This window comes from Sulfurospirillum arcachonense DSM 9755 (genome assembly GCF_000597725.1).
Classification (GTDB): Bacteria; Campylobacterota; Campylobacteria; order Campylobacterales; family Sulfurospirillaceae; genus Sulfurospirillum_A; species Sulfurospirillum_A arcachonense.
Genome location: NZ_JFBL01000001.1, coordinates 218187 through 234841, shown reverse-complemented (window position 1 = coordinate 234841; position 16655 = coordinate 218187). Strand labels below are relative to the sequence as shown.

At 30.0% G+C, this 16655-nt stretch carries 15 protein-coding genes; 14 read left to right on the top strand and 1 reads right to left on the bottom strand.

What is annotated here, in order from left to right:
* Positions 1 to 3 precede the first annotated feature (3 nt).
* Positions 4 to 699, top strand: coding sequence for a TIGR02453 family protein (locus tag K354_RS0101170; protein ID WP_024953684.1), 696 nt, complete (start codon positions 4 to 6; stop codon positions 697 to 699).
* Here the strand turns inward: K354_RS0101170 and K354_RS0101165 are convergent.
* Positions 686 to 1969: an apolipoprotein N-acyltransferase gene (locus tag K354_RS0101165; RefSeq protein ID WP_024953683.1), complete on the bottom strand. Its 1284-nt coding sequence runs from the start codon at positions 1967 to 1969 to the stop codon at positions 686 to 688. The two genes, K354_RS0101170 and K354_RS0101165, sit on opposite strands and share 14 nt — an antisense overlap.
* Between K354_RS0101165 and yajC the strand changes: the two genes are divergently transcribed.
* The 13 genes from yajC (at position 1930) to K354_RS0101100 (ending at position 16654) form a co-directional block, all read left to right on the top strand.
* The gene (yajC, locus tag K354_RS0101160) at positions 1930 to 2208 is read left to right on the top strand and encodes a preprotein translocase subunit YajC (RefSeq protein ID WP_024953682.1); all 279 of its coding nucleotides are present in this window, start codon (positions 1930 to 1932) and stop codon (positions 2206 to 2208) included. The genes K354_RS0101165 and yajC overlap by 40 nt on opposite strands.
* Positions 2208 to 3791, top strand: coding sequence for a protein translocase subunit SecD (gene secD / locus K354_RS0101155; protein WP_024953681.1), 1584 nt, complete (start codon positions 2208 to 2210; stop codon positions 3789 to 3791). Before yajC ends, secD begins: the two co-directional genes overlap by 1 nt.
* Entirely contained in the window at positions 3791 to 4762 is a 972-nt protein-coding gene (gene secF, locus K354_RS0101150; RefSeq protein WP_024953680.1) for a protein translocase subunit SecF, read from the top strand. Before secD ends, secF begins: the two co-directional genes overlap by 1 nt.
* Positions 4763 to 4906: 144 nt before the next feature.
* Positions 4907 to 5245 (top strand): DUF6394 family protein, encoded by a 339-nt coding sequence (locus K354_RS0101145; RefSeq protein WP_024953679.1) that lies wholly within the window; start codon positions 4907 to 4909, stop codon positions 5243 to 5245.
* A gap of 116 nt (positions 5246 to 5361) precedes the next feature.
* Entirely contained in the window at positions 5362 to 7812 is a 2451-nt protein-coding gene (leuS, locus tag K354_RS0101140; protein WP_024953678.1) for a leucine--tRNA ligase, read from the top strand.
* Positions 7812 to 8312 carry an LPS assembly lipoprotein LptE gene (gene lptE / locus K354_RS0101135; RefSeq protein ID WP_024953677.1) on the top strand — a complete coding sequence of 167 codons (501 nt, stop codon included), beginning with the start codon at positions 7812 to 7814 and terminating at the stop codon, positions 8310 to 8312. Before leuS ends, lptE begins: the two co-directional genes overlap by 1 nt.
* Before the next feature lie 13 nt (positions 8313 to 8325).
* Positions 8326 to 9873, top strand: coding sequence for a GGDEF domain-containing protein (locus K354_RS0101130; RefSeq protein WP_024953676.1), 1548 nt, complete (start codon positions 8326 to 8328; stop codon positions 9871 to 9873).
* Entirely contained in the window at positions 9874 to 11019 is a 1146-nt protein-coding gene (locus K354_RS0101125) for a folylpolyglutamate synthase/dihydrofolate synthase family protein (RefSeq protein ID WP_024953675.1), read from the top strand.
* Positions 11009 to 11908 carry a M23 family metallopeptidase gene (locus K354_RS15310; protein ID WP_024953674.1) on the top strand — a complete coding sequence of 300 codons (900 nt, stop codon included), beginning with the start codon at positions 11009 to 11011 and terminating at the stop codon, positions 11906 to 11908. The genes K354_RS0101125 and K354_RS15310 overlap by 11 nt, the downstream gene beginning before the upstream one ends.
* Positions 11848 to 12243 (top strand): bactofilin family protein, encoded by a 396-nt coding sequence (locus tag K354_RS0101115; RefSeq protein WP_024953673.1) that lies wholly within the window; start codon positions 11848 to 11850, stop codon positions 12241 to 12243. Before K354_RS15310 ends, K354_RS0101115 begins: the two co-directional genes overlap by 61 nt.
* A 2-nt stretch (positions 12244 to 12245) precedes the next feature.
* Positions 12246 to 15206, top strand: a complete 2961-nt coding sequence (gene mfd / locus K354_RS0101110; protein ID WP_024953672.1) for a transcription-repair coupling factor — start codon at positions 12246 to 12248, stop codon at positions 15204 to 15206.
* Between the two features lie 7 nt (positions 15207 to 15213).
* Positions 15214 to 15975 carry an ATP-binding protein gene (locus K354_RS0101105; protein WP_037939965.1) on the top strand — a complete coding sequence of 254 codons (762 nt, stop codon included), beginning with the start codon at positions 15214 to 15216 and terminating at the stop codon, positions 15973 to 15975.
* A gap of 10 nt (positions 15976 to 15985) precedes the next feature.
* Positions 15986 to 16654 carry a 3-methyladenine DNA glycosylase gene (locus K354_RS0101100; RefSeq protein WP_024953670.1) on the top strand — a complete coding sequence of 223 codons (669 nt, stop codon included), beginning with the start codon at positions 15986 to 15988 and terminating at the stop codon, positions 16652 to 16654.
* Position 16655 lies beyond the last annotated feature (1 nt).

Here is a 16655-nt window from a genome sequence, read left to right as displayed (position 1 = left end):
AATATGCAATTTAAAGGCTTTAGTAAAAAAGGCATAGAGTTTTTAAAAGAACTTGAAGTAAACAATACTAAAGCTTGGTTTGAAAATCATCGTAGTATTTGGGAGAAGGAGATACTTCTTCCAAATACAAATTTTGTCCAAGAGATGGGCGAAACTCTACAAATATTAGTCCCTACAATACATTTTAAACCAAAAGTATCTGGCTCACTTTTTAGAATTTACAGAGATGTAAGATTTAGTAAAGACAAAACACCTATGAAAAGTAAAATAGGACTTCTGTTTTGGCAAGGACAAGCTCATCGTATGCAAAGTAGCAGCTTTTATATGCACTATGATAAACAGAGTTATTTTGTTGCAAGTGGCATAAGAAATTTTAAACCACCTCTTTTAAAAACATACAGAGAATACATAAAAAACAAAAATAAAAGAGAGTCTTTACATGTAATCTTAGAAGAGTTAAAAACTAAAGGATATTTGCTTCCTGAATTAAAATATAAAAGGGTACCACAAGGATTTGATAAAGATGCAGAACATATTTATCTTTCTCGTTTTGGTGCAATGTTTGCTTATCAAGAGTTTATGATAGATGATGTTTTTTTTAAAGATGAGATAGTAGATAAGGTTTTTAAAATTTATGAAGACATGAGTGAACTGCAACAGTGGGTCTATGAAATGAGTCTTACTCTTAAGGATAAATAATAGTACTAATACCGCTATTTGCACTATGATAAATTATAGTGTTGTATTTTCTTGCATAGTATTTTAAAAGTAAGTTTTGTAAAGTTGGCTCAATCGATGGAGTAAACCACGCATTGTTGCTTATAGCTATCATGTACTTAGGACTATTTTCGTAGAGTTTATCTACGGTTGCTTCAAAACAGATGGCATTTCTAAATGTATAATTATCTATTGTAAAATTATGTACTTTTGTGGCACTTTCATAGTCATCTGCTCCGTCAAAAAAAGTTTTATTTATAAAATCAACAGCAAACTTAGGAAAAGGAATTTTTTCGCCAAAAGGGACAAGTACAACTTTATTTGCAACTTCAAATTCACCATTTTTTAAAAGGTAAGAAGAGTTAAATACTTTGTTGTTCTTTACTGATAAAGCTCCTGTTAAAATAGTTATTTTATAAGAGAGTAACTTGAGTTTTTCAAGGGTTTTAGCATCAAGATTTAAATATGTTGGAAAGGCACTTTCTGGGAGTATTATTAAATCTTGTTTATCGTTTATTGCTTTGTTTATAAAAGCAAAATTATTTTTTGTAATCTCATTTTTATATCTTTTTTCCCATTTTTTATCTTGTGACAAATTCATAATGGGTATTGCTACATGTAAAGATGGTTTTATAAATGTATTTTTTGTATTTATAAAACACAAAGCAATAAGCAAAGTTAAACCTAAGATTTTCCATTGTTTTTTTAGTCTAATTAGCAGAATTAGAGATAATAAAAATAACCCATAAAGATATAAATTAGTAGAAAAGTAAGAGTTGATAAATATAAGTTCAGGTTTGAACCAATTAAATCCAAAAGGAGAGAAAAAAGACAATAAAAGAAGTAAAATCGCTCTTATTTCAATAGTTCTACCTAAAAATCCTATAAACCAAAATATAAGACCATAGATAATCCCAACTCCTAAAATTACAAGAGGAATTAGATAAGATAAGTCATAATACCTAAAGCTAAAACTAATCCAATAAAACCAAAAAATTCCTATAAAAAATCCTGTTGGTAAAAGAGTTTTTTTCTGGCATGTAAGAAGAAAATAAAAACCCAAAAAAGCAAAAATAGTATCTAATATCTTTACATGTAAGGAAAAGTGAGCAAGATAAATAAATAAACTAAAACAAAGTGCTAGAAAAAAGCCTTTTATTATAAAAAAAGTGCTAGAATAATTCCTTGAAAATTTATTATCAAAGGATTCGTATGCAAGGTGGTGCAGATATTGTTCAGTCGTTGCTTCCATTAATCGTTCTTTTTGCGATTTTTTACTTCTTAGTTATTAGACCGCAACAAAAGCAGGCTAAAGAACATAAGAACATGATTGCCGATTTGAAAAAAGGCGACAGTGTTATAACTAACGGTGGTATTATTTGTGAGGTTATTAAACCTGAAGATGATTTTATCAAAGTTAAACTTAATGAAGACGTAGCTGTAAAAGTTTCAAGAGATTATATAGCTAAAAAAATCGAAAAGAATGTTTAATGAGTAAAGGTGGATTAAATTACCGATTGGTGATTTTTTTCCTTGCGATTGTTTTTGGACTAGGCTTGTCAGCTCCGACATTCCTACAGACTGAAAAAGGCGCTAAGATTTCCTTGGGGTTAGATCTCCAAGGTGGTCTTTATATGCTTTTAGGTGTAAAAACAGACGAAGCGATAAAATCAAAAATCAAATCTATAGCATCTAGTATAAAGTTTTTCACAGATGATAATGACATCATCATAGATGATTTGAAAATTAATAATGAAAAAGTTACTCTTACTTTAGTTGATCCGGATGAAGAAAAAAATCTGGATGAAATGCTAAAAAAAATTCCTGGATTAGTACTTCAAAAAAATACTTTAAATTATGATATTTCACTTAATGAATTAGAAAAAGAAGCGACAAAACAGTTTGCAATCAATCAAGCAGTAGAGACTATAAGAAATAGACTTGATCAGTTTGGTTTAGCTGAACCTAATGTTGCAAGACAAGGTGAAGATAAAATCTTAGTGGAACTTCCTGGTATTAAAACAGGTGAAGAAGAACAACGTGCACGTGAACTTATTGCTAAAGCAGCACATCTTCAAATGATGACAGTTGATGAGCTAAGAAGTGATAGAGCATATGATATGAGTGATGAAGAAGCTAGTGAGTATGGTGATGTTATATTGCCAGATTCTAGAAATCCAAAAATGAGGCATGTTTTAAAAGCTGTTCCTCTTTTAGACGGTAGTATGCTTACTGATGCTAAAGTTGGATTTGATAAAATGAATCAAGCAGTGATTAACTTTTCACTCAATAGTGAAGGTGCAAAAATATTTGGTGATTTTACAGGTAAAAATGTAGGTACTCACTTAGCTATAGTTTTAGATAACATAGTTTATTCTGCTCCTGTTATTCGTGAAAGAATTGGTGGAGGAAGCGGACAAATTAGTGGTGGTTTTACTCCAGAAGAAGCTAGTGATGTTGCTATTGCTCTTAGAAGTGGTGCACTTTTAGCTCCTGTGAAGCTTTTAGAAAAAAGAAGTGTGGGACCTAGTTTAGGTGCTGATAGTATTAAAGCTAGTACATTTGCTTTACTTGCAGGATTTGTTTTAGTTGTAGTTTTTATGATTGTATATTATGGCATAGCTGGAGTGATTGCAAATGTGGCTTTGATTGCAAATTTATTTATAGTTTTAGCAGTTATGGCCTTGTTTGGAGCAACTCTTACGCTTCCTGGTATGGCAGGTATCGTTCTTACTGTTGGTATGGCCGTTGATGCCAATGTTATTATCAACGAAAGAATTCGTGAACTTTTTCGCTCTGGTAGTAGCATTCAAAAAGCAATTGAAAAAGGTTATGATAATGCAATGAGTGCAATCTTAGATGCGAACATTACAACACTTTTAGCTTCAGTTGTACTTTATGCATATGGAACAGGTCCTATTAAAGGGTTTGCAGTTACTATGAGTATAGGTATCTTAGCATCGATGCTAACTGCGATTTTAGGAACTCATGGTATATATGAATATTTTATGCCTCGTATTGAAAAAAGTAAAAACCTTTCACTATGGTTTGGAATAAAAGGGGAAGGTAAATAATGCAAATTTTTTCTAAAGATAAAACTTATAATTTTATGGGTAAAAGTCTTCCTTTTATTATTTTTTCATTGATGTTGATAATAGCTTCTTATGTTTTTTTAGGAACAAAAGGTCTTAACTACGGTATAGATTTTTCAGGTGGTACTATAGTTCAGGTAAAATATGAAGGTAATGCCCCAATTCAAAAGATGAGAGATCAAATTGTTGTTAATCCAATGTTTGCTAATGCTTCAATTACTGAATTTGGAGCTCCTGATGAAGTTGTTATACGCTTTATGAATACTAGTGATTCTGTGAAAGAAGATTTAGGCGATATTGTTAGTGGTTTATTAAAAGGCACTGGTACTTTTGAAATTAGAAGAGTAGATATAGTTGGGCCAAAAGTAGGTGGTGAGCTTAGAGAAAAAGGTATTATGGCAATGATTATTTCTATAATAGCCATTCTTATATATATCACTATTCGATTTGAGTGGAGATTTGCCGTTGCTTCTATTATAGCTTTGGTGCATGATATATCTATTGCTATGGGAGCCTTAGCTCTTTTTGAAATTGATGTAAACTTAGATATTTTAGCAGCTCTTTTAACTTTGCTAGGTTACTCCTTGAATGATACTATTATTGTATTTGATAGAATTAGAGAAGAAGTGAAAAATTCAAAAAGTTTTGATCTATTTGAAATTATAAATTTTTCTATTTCAAAAACTTTAACACGTACACTTTTAACTTCACTTACAACATTTTTTGTTGTTTTAACGTTATGGATGTTTGGTGGAGAAATTATTCATGGATTTGGATTTACTTTACTCGTAGGTATTATTATAGGAACGTATAGTTCAATTTTTGTTGCTTCTCCTTTACTTAAATGGTTAAAATTTAATGTGGAAGATTATAAGAAAAAAGAAGCAATGAAAGAGAAAAGAAGAATAGACAAAGAAAAGATGAGAGCACAATACGAACAAGGTATTGTCTAAAATTTAGCTTTACATGTAGATGCTACATGTAAAGCTATTCAAAAGATACTACAGTTTATTCTATGCAAAGCATAAGCTTTAGTGAGAGGAATTTTTACTGGACTTTGTTCAGTAAAAAGGAGACTGTAAAAAGGAGACGTAAAAATGGATTGGGGAAAAGTAATATATATCTTTTTTGCTTTGATGAGTTTAACTACAACAGCTGGTTTTCTTTATGAGCATAATGAAGTTGCACTATTTGTTGCGGCAAGTATTAACTTGATCTCAACACTTTTAAAAATTGGTGTAAAAAATATACTCTCAGCAGAGCTTTTTGCAAGTTCATTAGTAGCAGATTTACATCTAATCCCTGCTTTTATTGTGTTACAAGTGTCTGGTAACATGACTATAGCGATTTCACTAGCTATTGGTGCAATTATTGCAAATATGTTTTCTTTAGCACTTGTACTTATTGAAGCATTAAAAACAAGCGAAGAATTTTAGATAATAAACTTTAAAGCACATAACTCTCGTTTTGTGCTTTAATGTTTTCTTTAATTTGATTTGTTCACATTAACGAAGACATTAAATAAAATAGATATTGATATGGAGAATTTTGAATGGATTACAATCCTAGTATTATAGAGCAAAAATGGCAAAATTATTGGAATGAAAATAGTTCTCATGAACCAAGTAATGACTTTAGTAAAGAAAAAAAATATATTTTAAGTATGTTCCCATATCCAAGTGGACGTATTCACATGGGACATGTTAGAAACTATACTATTGGTGATGCTATTGCTCGTAATTTTAGAAAGCAAGATTTTAACGTACTTCATCCTATTGGTTGGGATTCTTTTGGTATGCCTGCAGAAAATGCGGCTATTAAACATGGTATTCATCCTAAAAAATGGACTTATGAAAATATTGATTATATGAAAAAAGAGTTAAACTCTTTAGGGCTTTCTTTTTCTAAAACAAGAGAGTTTGCTACAAGTGATGAACTTTATACAAAACATGAACAACATATTTTTATAGAAATGTTTAAAAAAGGTTTAGTATACCAAAAAAGTTCAACTCTAAATTGGTGCGAAACTTGTCATACAGTTTTAGCAAATGAGCAAGTAGAAGAGGGATGTTGTTGGAGATGTGATAACCCAGTTGAACAACGTCAAATGCCAGGATATTACTTAAAAATCACCGATTATGCACAAGAACTTTTAGATGATTGTAAAAAACTTGAAAAAGGTTGGCCAAGTCAAGTTCTTACTATGCAAGAAAATTGGATAGGAAGAAGTGAAGGTTTAGAGTTTGATTTTCAATTAAGTGACGAGTCAAAACAAAAACTTGGAAATAATTTTGACGCATACACTGTTTTTACAACAAGACCTGACACTATTTATGGTGTAACATATACTGCTCTTGCCCCTGAGCATGAAATAGTAAAATATTTGATGAAAAATTCACTTATAAGTGAAGAAAAAATCAAAAAAATTAAAGAGATGCAAGCTGTGGGTTCTCGTGAACGTGCTCAAAATGAAAAAGAAGGTCTTAGTTTAGAGATAGATGTAATTCATCCTCTAACGGGTGAAAAAGTACCAGTTTGGGTGGCAAATTTTGTATTAATTGAGTATGGTGGAGGTGCAGTTATGGCTGTTCCTGCTCATGATGAAAGAGATTTCGAATTTGCAACAAAATATGATTTACCAATAATCCAATCAATAGAAAATGAAAAAAATAGTTTTGATGGAACTGAGCCAACAACAGAGTATGGAAAACTTGTAAATTCTGATAAATATACAGGAATGACTTCTAAAAAAGCACAAAAAGCAATCATTTATGATTTTGAGCAAAACGAGCTTGGTAAAAAAGTGATTAACTTTAAACTAAGAGATTGGGGAATTAGTCGTCAAAGATATTGGGGGGCTCCAATCCCTATGATTCATTGTAAAAAATGTGGGTTAGTTCCAGAAGCAATAGAAAATCTACCAGTGGCTTTACCTTCTGATGTCGATATTACAGGAGAAGGAAATCCTCTTGATACGCATCCTACTTGGAAACATACAAAATGTCCTTGTTGTGGGGAGGATGCTCTAAGAGAAACGGACACTATGGATACATTTTTTCAATCTAGTTGGTATTTTATGAGATATACAACTGATCAATCTATGTGGGAAGATAAAGTATTTGATAAAAAAAGCAGTGATTATTGGATGAATGTAGATCAGTATGTTGGTGGGATTGAACATGCTATTTTACATCTACTTTATGCAAGATTTTTTACAAAAGTATTAAGAGATATGGGATACAGTTCTGCAGATGAGCCATTTGAAAATCTTTTAACTCAAGGTATGGTACTTAAAGATGGCTCAAAAATGAGTAAATCAAAAGGCAATACAATTGATCCTGATGCAATTATTAAACAATATGGTGCAGATACCGCGAGACTTTTTATACTATTTGCTGCTCCTCCGCAAAAAGAGTTAGAGTGGAATGATAGCGCTGTTGAAGGTGCTTATAAATTTATTAAACGTTTAAGTGATAGAAGTGAAAATGCTCAAGTAGTAAAAGAGATACCAAGTATCGATCACTCTTCATTGTCTAAAGAGTCAAAATTAGCAAGAAAAAAAGTGTATGAAGCTTTGAAAAAATCTAATGAAGTTTTTGAAAGTGGTTATGCGTTTAACACTTTAATTGCAGCATCAATGGAAGCATTAAATGCTTTACATGCACAAGAAAATAAAGATGTATGGACTGAAGGATATTTTGTACTTTTAAATCTACTTGAACCAATCATACCTCATACTTGTTGGGAACTTAGTCAAAATCTTTTTGGACTTAACAACTTTAAAAAATTAGAACTTATAGAAGAAGTTTTTGTAGAATCAAGTATTGTTTTACCTATTACAGTAAATGGTAAAAAAAGAACAGAAATAGAAGTAGCAAAAGATTTATCAAAAGATGAGATATTAACTCTTGCTAAAGAAGCAGCTAGCAAATGGATAGAAGATAAAGGTATAATAAAAGAGATTTATGTTCCAAATAGATTAGTAAACTTGGTGGTAAAATAATGAATAAAATTTTTGGATTTTTTTTAATAGCAGTTTTTATAAGTGCATGTGGGTACAAACCTTCAGTTCGATATGCTAGAGAAGCATTAGGTGAACGTATACATGTAGAAGTCTCAATTAGTAGAAAAGATCCAAAAAATAGTGTTGTTATTAAAGATGCTGTAAATGAAGCAGTGATTACTAGGCTTGGTGGAAAACTTAGCAGTAAAGAATTAGCTGATACACATTTAAATATTTCTATAGGATCTACGACATTTTCAGCTATTTTATATGATGTAGATGGTTATGTAGTATCTTATAAAGCTTTAGTTTCACTCAAAACAAAATACACAACAAAAGATGGTAAAAGTGAGAGTTTTTCAACTACAGGAGAGTATGATTTCCCTATTGAGGCTAATAGTATAATCTCTGATTCAAAAAGATTTGAGGCTATTAAATTGGCATCTTTGGATGCATTAAACGAATTCATATCTAAAATAGCTATTAAGGGTATGAAATAAGGAGCGATTTAAGATGGCAAGCACAATTAATGAAATAATCAAAGAGAGTATTGAAAAAATAAGAGCTGATCATTTATCACTTACGCCAGATAATTATAGTCAAGTTTTTTGCGAAGTGGCAAAAAGAAAAGGTGTTGTAGTTGAAGATTGTCAAAAAGTCGCAAAATATATAAATAAGCTTGATACCAGGTTGTCTGCTGAAGCTAAAAAAATCAATGTTTCTACAATAGATCAATTATTGGCTTTTTTTGTAGCAAGATTAAATAAGAGTAATGCAGCTGAGAGTGAGCAACTTATAGCTGCTTCTTCACTTTTATTAAAAAGAGTGCTACAAGCCGTAACATTGTTACATAATAAGCGAGCAACTAATCTAGCAAATGCTTCTTTAGATAAATTAGAGTCAAAACAAAATGTAAAATCAATGGAAATTATAAAAGACAAATGGTTTGAATTTATATCTGATTATGATGATACTTTTTTAAAAAAACTTGATAAATTTGGAAAAATAAATAAAGAAGATGTTGAAAAAATGGTTTTTGACATCAATAAAATTTTGTCTAAAGATGAAGATAGTGAAATATATAAAGTTGTCGCACCATTGATTGTTGCCACACTTACTCCATCAATTGCTTCAAGTATGAATGATGATTTAGCAACGATTAGTTATGAACTTAGAAATTCTCCTCAGGCAATATCTTCTCCTGCTATGCAAGATGAAATTAAACAGTTTATAAAAAAGAGAATAGAATTAGATAAAGAAGAAGTAAAAAATAAAATTTCTACTTTAGATAAAATTTTAGATGAGATTAATAAAAAAATATTTGATCTTATAGACAGTACTAATATGAGTAGTGAAGAAGTTCAAAATATTAAAAAAGATTTAAATGATATCAATTTTTCTAAAGATGGTTTTGAATCAATTCATAATAGGTTAATTAATATTGCAAATTCTTTAGAAAATGAAAGTAAAGGTTTAAGTCTTAAAATGGGTGAGAACCAAAAGACTATAGCTAAACTTCATACAAGAGTTAAAAAATTAGAAAACGCTTTATTAATTGCAAAGCAAGAGAGTAAAGAAGATTTTTTAACAAATGTAGCAACAAAAAGAGCTTTAGAAAAAGAGTTAAAAAGAGTAGAAGAAGCTTATATTAGATATAAGATTGATTATACTATTTGTTTTTTAGATATTGATCATTTTAAAGTCGTAAATGATACTTATGGGCATGAAGCAGGTGATCTTATTCTATCAACTCTTGGAAAAATTTTAAGAAAATATGTAAGGCAAGCAGATTTTGTTGGGAGATATGGTGGCGAAGAGTTTCTAGCAATTTTACCTGGAGTTGATTTAAATCAAGGTTCTTTGTTTGCTGATAAAATAAGAAAAATCATAGAAAATTATAAATTTATATATAAAAACGAGAGAATAGATATAAAAATTAGTTGTGGTATTGCACAAAGAGCTAATTCAGCTTCTGGGAAAGAAGTTATATCAAATGCAGATAAGATGCTTTATAAAGCAAAAGAGGGTGGAAGAAATCAAGTTATGCCTAATCCAAAATAGATGAGATTAGAAAATTTTTTGGCAGCAAAGCCACTTTTTTATGAGAAAATAGATTATGAAAGATTTCCTAACATATATAAAAAAATAGAAAAATATTTTATATTGCCTAAAATAGTGCACATAGTTGGAACGAATGCTAAAGGCTCAACAGGGAGAGCTTTAGCCCATCTTTTACATGTAAAAGGTTATAAAGTTGGACATTATAGCTCACCACATATTTTAAAGTTTAATGAGCGAATATGGGTTAATGGCTTAGATGTAGAAGATAATTTACTTGAAAGTACACATAAAAAATTACAAAATATTTTGGATGTTGATGATTCTAATGCTCTATCATATTTTGAATATACAACTTTATTAGCAATGTTGATTTTTTGTGAAAACTGTGAATATGTTGTTTTAGAAGCGGGTCTTGGTGGTGAATACGATGCTACAAATGTTTTTAAAAAGGAGCTTAGTATAGTTACTCCTATTGGGTACGATCACGAATCCTTTTTAGGACATAGTATTGAAGAAATTGCAAATACAAAATTAAGAAGCATAAATAATGATGCACTTTTAGCTAAGCAGTATGATAATATGGTATATGATTTAGCTTTAAAAAGAGTGAATGAAATAAAAAGAGATCTGTTTTTTGCTGATAGTTTTTTAGAAGATGAATTTTATGATGACTTAAAAAATTATATACAAAGTAAAAATTATCCAGCATTTTTTTATAATAATTTTTCTACAGCATTTTGTGCATATAGACTTTTAGGTTTTGAAGTTGATGTAAATCTATTAGATGGTCTAAAACTTTTTGGAAGATGTCAAAAAATATCTAATAACGTAACTATTGATGTGGGGCATAATCCTATGGCTGCATCGGTTTTATTAGAACATTTTAGAACAAAAAAAGTAGTTTTAGTTTATAATAGCTACAATGATAAAGAGTATACAAAAATTTTGTCTATTTTACACCCTATTATTCAAGAGGTTCAAATTATAGATATATCAAATGAGAGAGAAGTGTTAAAAAGTTCTTTAGAAGAGGCTTTAAATTCTCAAAATATAAAATACTCACAATTCAAAAAAATAGAAAAAGATTTAGAGTACTTAGTTTTTGGTTCTTTTTCGGTAGTGGAGAAGTTTTTAAATGCGCGATAAGTTTACTATAACCATAACAGATGTGAATGGTTCAAAACATTATCTTTTAAATCAAATTATAAAAAGATTTGTACTTTATTTTACGTTATTTATAATATTTTTGATAGCTGCAGGTTCATATCTTATTAATTTTTTAATTGATCAAGTTGATGACCTAGAACATAAAAAAGAGAAGATAGTCAATGAACAAGTAATTTTAAAAAATAAAAATGATAAATTACTTGCTGAAATCAAAGTAAAAAATGAAGAATATAATACGATAAAAGAATCAATTACTGATATGGAAGCTTTAGTTGGTATTACACCATCGTTAGAAACAGAAGTAGATGTCAGGCTTCAAAATATTAAATTTACTTCAGCGCAACAAAAAGTTTTCTTTAATAATATACCAAATGGTCCTGTTGTTGCTTCTAACGGTTATAGTGGAAAGTTTGGTTGGAGAACACATCCTATTTTAAAAAGAAAAGAGTTTCATAGAGGCTTAGATTTAAGAGCAAAAAAGATGACACCAGTTCATGCTCCTGCTGATGGGGTTGTTGAGTATGCAGGCTATCATAAAAGCAGTGGTTTTGGAAATTTAGTTATAATAGACCATAATTATGGATTTAAAACAACGTATGCTCATTTAAGTAAAAAGTTTCCTGTTAAGTCAGGTACTTTTGTAAAAAAAGGTGATATTATTGCATACACTGGAAATAGTGGACTCTCAACAGGCCCACATCTTCATTATGAAGTACGGTTTATCACAAGACCTTTAAATCCAGAGAACTTTACAAAATGGAATAGTTCAAATTTTGAAAAGATATTTAAAAAGGAGAAAAGAGTTTCATGGCAATCTTTAATAAAACTGATGCAGAATCACCTGCGTCTTCCGAAACCACAATCATAGCAAGTGGAGCTAAGATAGATGGCGTTTTTAATTGTAATTCACGTTTACATGTAGATGGAGAGATAACTGGTCAAATAAATTCAAAAAGTATAGTAACCATAGGTAAGGGTGGAAAAATCAATGGAGAAATAACAGCAAATAGACTTATTGTAAACGGTCTTTTTGAAGGTGAAGCTAATTGTGATGGTGTTGAAGTTCTCGCTGGTGGTAAATTTTTAGGTAAAGTAGAATCTAAAGAGTTAATGATAGAAGCAAAAGCTGAGTTTGAAGGTGAAAGTAAGATTAAAAGAGACAATGTTACTCAATTAAACAAAGAGCTTCCAAAGGATAAATAAGTTTGCAATCCTGTGTTTATGAGTTTTTTAAAAATGGTGGCAATACCGATATAATTGGTGTTGCCAATGAAAAAGATGCTTTTAGTGTCTCACATGCAGTCCAACTTACTGGAAAAAATGTTTATATATTACCTGATTTAAGAGCTAGTTTTGGTGATGATTTACTCTCTTTCAATGAAGAAATACACTCTTTATTAACTTCTCTTAAAAAGTATTATGAAGATAAATCTACAAAAAAAGTTTTAATAATTCCTATAAGAACACTTTTTACTCCTTTACCTCCTGAACATTTATTTGATTCTCAAACAATAGAATTTGGAGATTCTTTAGAATTTACTCTTTTTAAAGAACAGATGTTAAATTGGGGATATAGTGTAGTTGATGTTGTAGAGAGTCCAGGTGAAGTTTCTTTTCGTGGAGATATTATAGATATCTTTCCAATTGATTCAAAATATGCTATAAGAATTTCATTTTTTGATGATACTGTAGAGAGCATAAGGTTTTTTGAGTGTGAAACACAAAAGAGCCAAAAAGAAGAGTTAGAATCGATTAGTATATCTCCAGCACTATTTTCATTAAATAATCAAGAATACGATGAAATAAGTGAAAAAATAGAAAAAATAGATAGTGATAGTTTTGTCAAAGATATACACTCTTTAGGATTATGGGCTATTAAAGATATTTGTAAAGACTATTTTGAAGAGTTTGATATATCTTTGCTACCTGATTTAGAAGAAGAGATAGAAGAACTGTCTCTTTTTAATACAGAAGCTAATGAACGGTTAAAATCTTTAAAAATATTACCACAAGCTAAAGAGTTTAAACCTTTAGAGATTGCTTCGTTAAAAACTTTTTTGGACTTTCATAAAGATAAGAAAATAACAATCCTAGCAAAAAGTGAAATTCTTTTACGTCAAGAAGAGATTGATTTAAATTTTGGATTTAAACAAAGTGATTTAATAGTAAATATTATAAGTGCTAAAGAAGTTATAGTATCTTTAAATAAAACCACAAAAAAGAGAAGAAGAAAAAAAGCTTCAATGATTTTGGATGAACTTAAAATTGGTGATTTAGTCGTTCATGAAAATTATGGAGTAGGGCTTTTTAAAGGTTTACAAAATACAACAGTTTTAGGAAGTACGAGAGATTTTGTTGTAGTGCAGTATCAAGGTGAAGATAAACTTTTACTCCCTGTTGAAAATTTGGATGTTATAGATAGATATATAAGTGATGGTGGACATTTAGCGATAGTTGATAAACTTGGAAAAGGAAGTTTCCAAAAGCTTAAAGCCAAAACAAGAGAAAAACTTTTAGAGATTGCAAGTGAAATTATTGCAGTTGCAGCAAAAAGAGAGATGATAGAGGCAACAGCACTTCATAAACAAGCAAAAATTAAAGAGTTTCAAAAAGATGCTGGTTTTGAATATACTGATGATCAAAAAAAGTCAATCAACGAAATTTTTAGTGATTTAAAGTCTTCGAAGATGATGGATAGGCTTTTAAGTGGAGATGTTGGCTTTGGTAAAACAGAAGTAGCTATGAATGCTATGTTTTTAGCGGCCATAAATGGCTTTCAAAGCATTTTATTAGCTCCAACTACACTTTTGAGTGCACAACACTTTAAATCGCTTTATGAGCGATTTAAAAAGTATGGTATACGAGTAGAAAAACTTGACCGTTTTACTTCAACTAAAGCAAAAAGTAGAATCATAGCAGAGCTAAAAAGTGGGGAATTAAAAGTATGTGTAGGAACTCACTCTTTGCTTGGAGTAGAGATGAAAAATCCAGCACTTATTGTACTCGATGAAGAGCATAAGTTTGGTGTAAAACAAAAAGAAAAGCTCAAACAAATGAGAGAAAATGTGCATATTCTCTCAATGAGTGCAACGCCAATCCCAAGAAGTTTAAATATGGCACTAAGCTCTATTAAACAATACTCTCAAATATTAACTGCACCAATGGATAGAGAAGATATAAGAACTTTTGTAAAAGAATATGATGATAAATCTTTAAAAGAAGCAATTTCTAGAGAATTACGACGTGGTGGGCAAATCTTTTTTGTTCATAATAGAATTGCGAGTATAGAAAATAAAAAGAAAGAACTCCAAGAGTTAATGCCTGGTTTAAAAATCCTTGTTTTGCACTCAAAAATAAGTGCAGCAGTAACTGAAAAGGAGATGATGCATTTTGAAGAAAAAGAGTATGACTTGCTACTTTCTACTTCAATCATTGAATCAGGAATTCATATACCAAATGTAAACACTATTATTATTGATGGGAGTGAAAACTTTGGTATAGCGGATCTTCATCAAATGAGAGGACGCGTAGGGCGGAGTAAAAGACAAGGGTATTGTTACTTTTTAGTCAAAGACAAGGCAAAATTAACAGAACAATCTAAAAAAAGGTTAATCGCACTTGAAGCAAACTCATATTTGGGGAGTGGTTCTGTTTTAGCCTATCATGATTTAGAGATTAGAGGTGGTGGTAATTTAATTGGTGAAGCACAAAGTGGTCATATAAAAAATATAGGATATGCTTTGTATCTTAAGATGCTAGAAGATGCTATAAATACACTTTTAAACAATACGCCAGTAGCTAAAAAAGAAGTAGAGATAAAACTCTCAGTTAGTGCTTTTGTAAGTAGTGATTATGTGAGTGAAGATAGAGTGCGCTTAGAGTTATATAGAAGATTAAGTAAATGTGAGAATGTAAGAGCAGTTTTAGATATTGAAGAAGAGATGGTAGATAGATTTGGAAAACTTGATATTTATACAAAACAGTTTTTAGATATTATAACAATAAAAATACTTTCATCTTTGGCAAATATAGTTTCTATCTCAAATTTTGGACAAAATATAACACTTAAAGATATAAATGAAAAAAAAGAGCATTTAAAATCAAGAAGTAAAGATGATGATGATATTATAGATACTGTTTTAGAGTACTTGCGAAAAAGGAGGTAATACTCTTATGATTGATTGGCAAAAGACTTATGCAGCTATTTGGCGTCCTAAAAAAATGCAATTAAAAGCTATTGAGGAAATTGATCCTATTAGTTTAGATAAATTGATAGGTATAGATACACAAAAAACACAAATACTAGAGAATACAAAAGCATTTATTCAAAATAAACCTTGTAACAATGTTTTACTTTGGGGCGCTCGTGGTACTGGAAAATCTTCATTAGTCAAAGCTATTTTTAATTATTTAAAAAAAGAAAATTTAAGAGTAATAGAGTTTGCTAAAGAGGATTTAGGTGATTTAGCTGAAATTGTAGATGAAATTAGAATATTACCCTATAAGTTTATTATATTCTGTGATGATTTATCTTTTGAAGAGGGAGATAATAGTTATAAAGGTTTAAAACCTATACTTGAAGGTTCCATTGAGTTACCTCCTTCAAATGTTCTTATTTATGCTACTTCAAATAGGAGACATTTAGTTACAGAGTATCATAAGGATAAAATTGGAACTGTTGTTGAAAATCAAGAGATACATTACTCCGATACCATAGAAGAAAAAACATCTTTATCTGATAGATTTGGTTTGTGGATATCTTTTTATCAAGGAAGTTTTACTGAGTACTTAAAGATAGTTGATTCTTATTTTATTGATTTTAATTGTGACAAAGATGAGTTACATAAACAAGCAAAAATATTTGCATCATATAGAGCTTCAAGAAGTGGAAGAACTGCTAAGCAGTTTTATAATTATTACTCACAAATTATTTAGGATTTATAGTATGCAAAGTAGTTATGATTTATTTAAAGCATTAAAAGATGCTGGTTACATAAAAGAAGAGAGAGAAGAGTTATGGTGGCCAAAAAGTAGAACTTTTGAAGTGATAGTTGGTACAGTTTTAACACAACAGGCAAAATGGGAAAAAGTAGAAATATGTTTAGAAAATTTACGTGAACGTAATTTATTGGATTTAGATTCGATTGCTTCTATAGATGTTTCAGCACTCTCATTATTGATAAAACCAAGCGGATTTTATAATAATAAAGCAAAAAATCTTAAAAAATTGTGTCAAAATATAAGTGAAGATTTTGGAAGCTTTGAAGAATTTGCTTTACATGTAACAAAAGAGTGGTTACTGTCTCAAAAAGGTATAGGTGAAGAGAGTTGTGATAGTATACTTTGTTATGCATGTGGACAAGAAACTATGGTAGTAGATAGTTATACTAATAGACTTTTAACGAAATTTGGTTATGAATTTGAAAGTTATAGTGAGCTTCAAGAGTGGTTAATTCAAGGAATAGAAAGTAATTATGACAAAATCAATAAACTCTATAAAAAAGAGATGGATTTAAATACTATTTATGCAAGATTTCATGGGAAAATTGTAGAGTTTTGTAAAGAAAATATGCGTGGAAAAAATGTAAATATTGATATTTTGGGTCTAGAATAAT

Bases quoted from the DNA above. Each gene is read 5' to 3' on its own strand.
- K354_RS0101170 (WP_024953684.1), top strand. From the start codon at position 4: ATGCAATTTAAAGGCTTTAGTAAAAAAGGCATAGAGTTTTTAAAAGAA.
- yajC (WP_024953682.1), top strand. From the start codon at position 1,930: ATGCAAGGTGGTGCAGATATTGTTCAGTCGTTGCTTCCATTAATCGTT.
- K354_RS0101165 (WP_024953683.1), bottom strand. From the start codon at position 1,969: ATGGAAGCAACGACTGAACAATATCTGCACCACCTTGCATACGAATCC.
- secD (WP_024953681.1), top strand. From the start codon at position 2,208: ATGAGTAAAGGTGGATTAAATTACCGATTGGTGATTTTTTTCCTTGCG.
- secF (WP_024953680.1), top strand. From the start codon at position 3,791: ATGCAAATTTTTTCTAAAGATAAAACTTATAATTTTATGGGTAAAAGT.
- K354_RS0101145 (WP_024953679.1), top strand. From the start codon at position 4,907: ATGGATTGGGGAAAAGTAATATATATCTTTTTTGCTTTGATGAGTTTA.
- leuS (WP_024953678.1), top strand. From the start codon at position 5,362: ATGGATTACAATCCTAGTATTATAGAGCAAAAATGGCAAAATTATTGG.
- lptE (WP_024953677.1), top strand. From the start codon at position 7,812: ATGAATAAAATTTTTGGATTTTTTTTAATAGCAGTTTTTATAAGTGCA.
- K354_RS0101130 (WP_024953676.1), top strand. From the start codon at position 8,326: ATGGCAAGCACAATTAATGAAATAATCAAAGAGAGTATTGAAAAAATA.
- K354_RS0101125 (WP_024953675.1), top strand. From the start codon at position 9,874: ATGAGATTAGAAAATTTTTTGGCAGCAAAGCCACTTTTTTATGAGAAA.
- K354_RS15310 (WP_024953674.1), top strand. From the start codon at position 11,009: ATGCGCGATAAGTTTACTATAACCATAACAGATGTGAATGGTTCAAAA.
- K354_RS0101115 (WP_024953673.1), top strand. From the start codon at position 11,848: ATGGCAATCTTTAATAAAACTGATGCAGAATCACCTGCGTCTTCCGAA.
- K354_RS0101105 (WP_037939965.1), top strand. From the start codon at position 15,214: ATGATTGATTGGCAAAAGACTTATGCAGCTATTTGGCGTCCTAAAAAA.
- K354_RS0101100 (WP_024953670.1), top strand. From the start codon at position 15,986: ATGCAAAGTAGTTATGATTTATTTAAAGCATTAAAAGATGCTGGTTAC.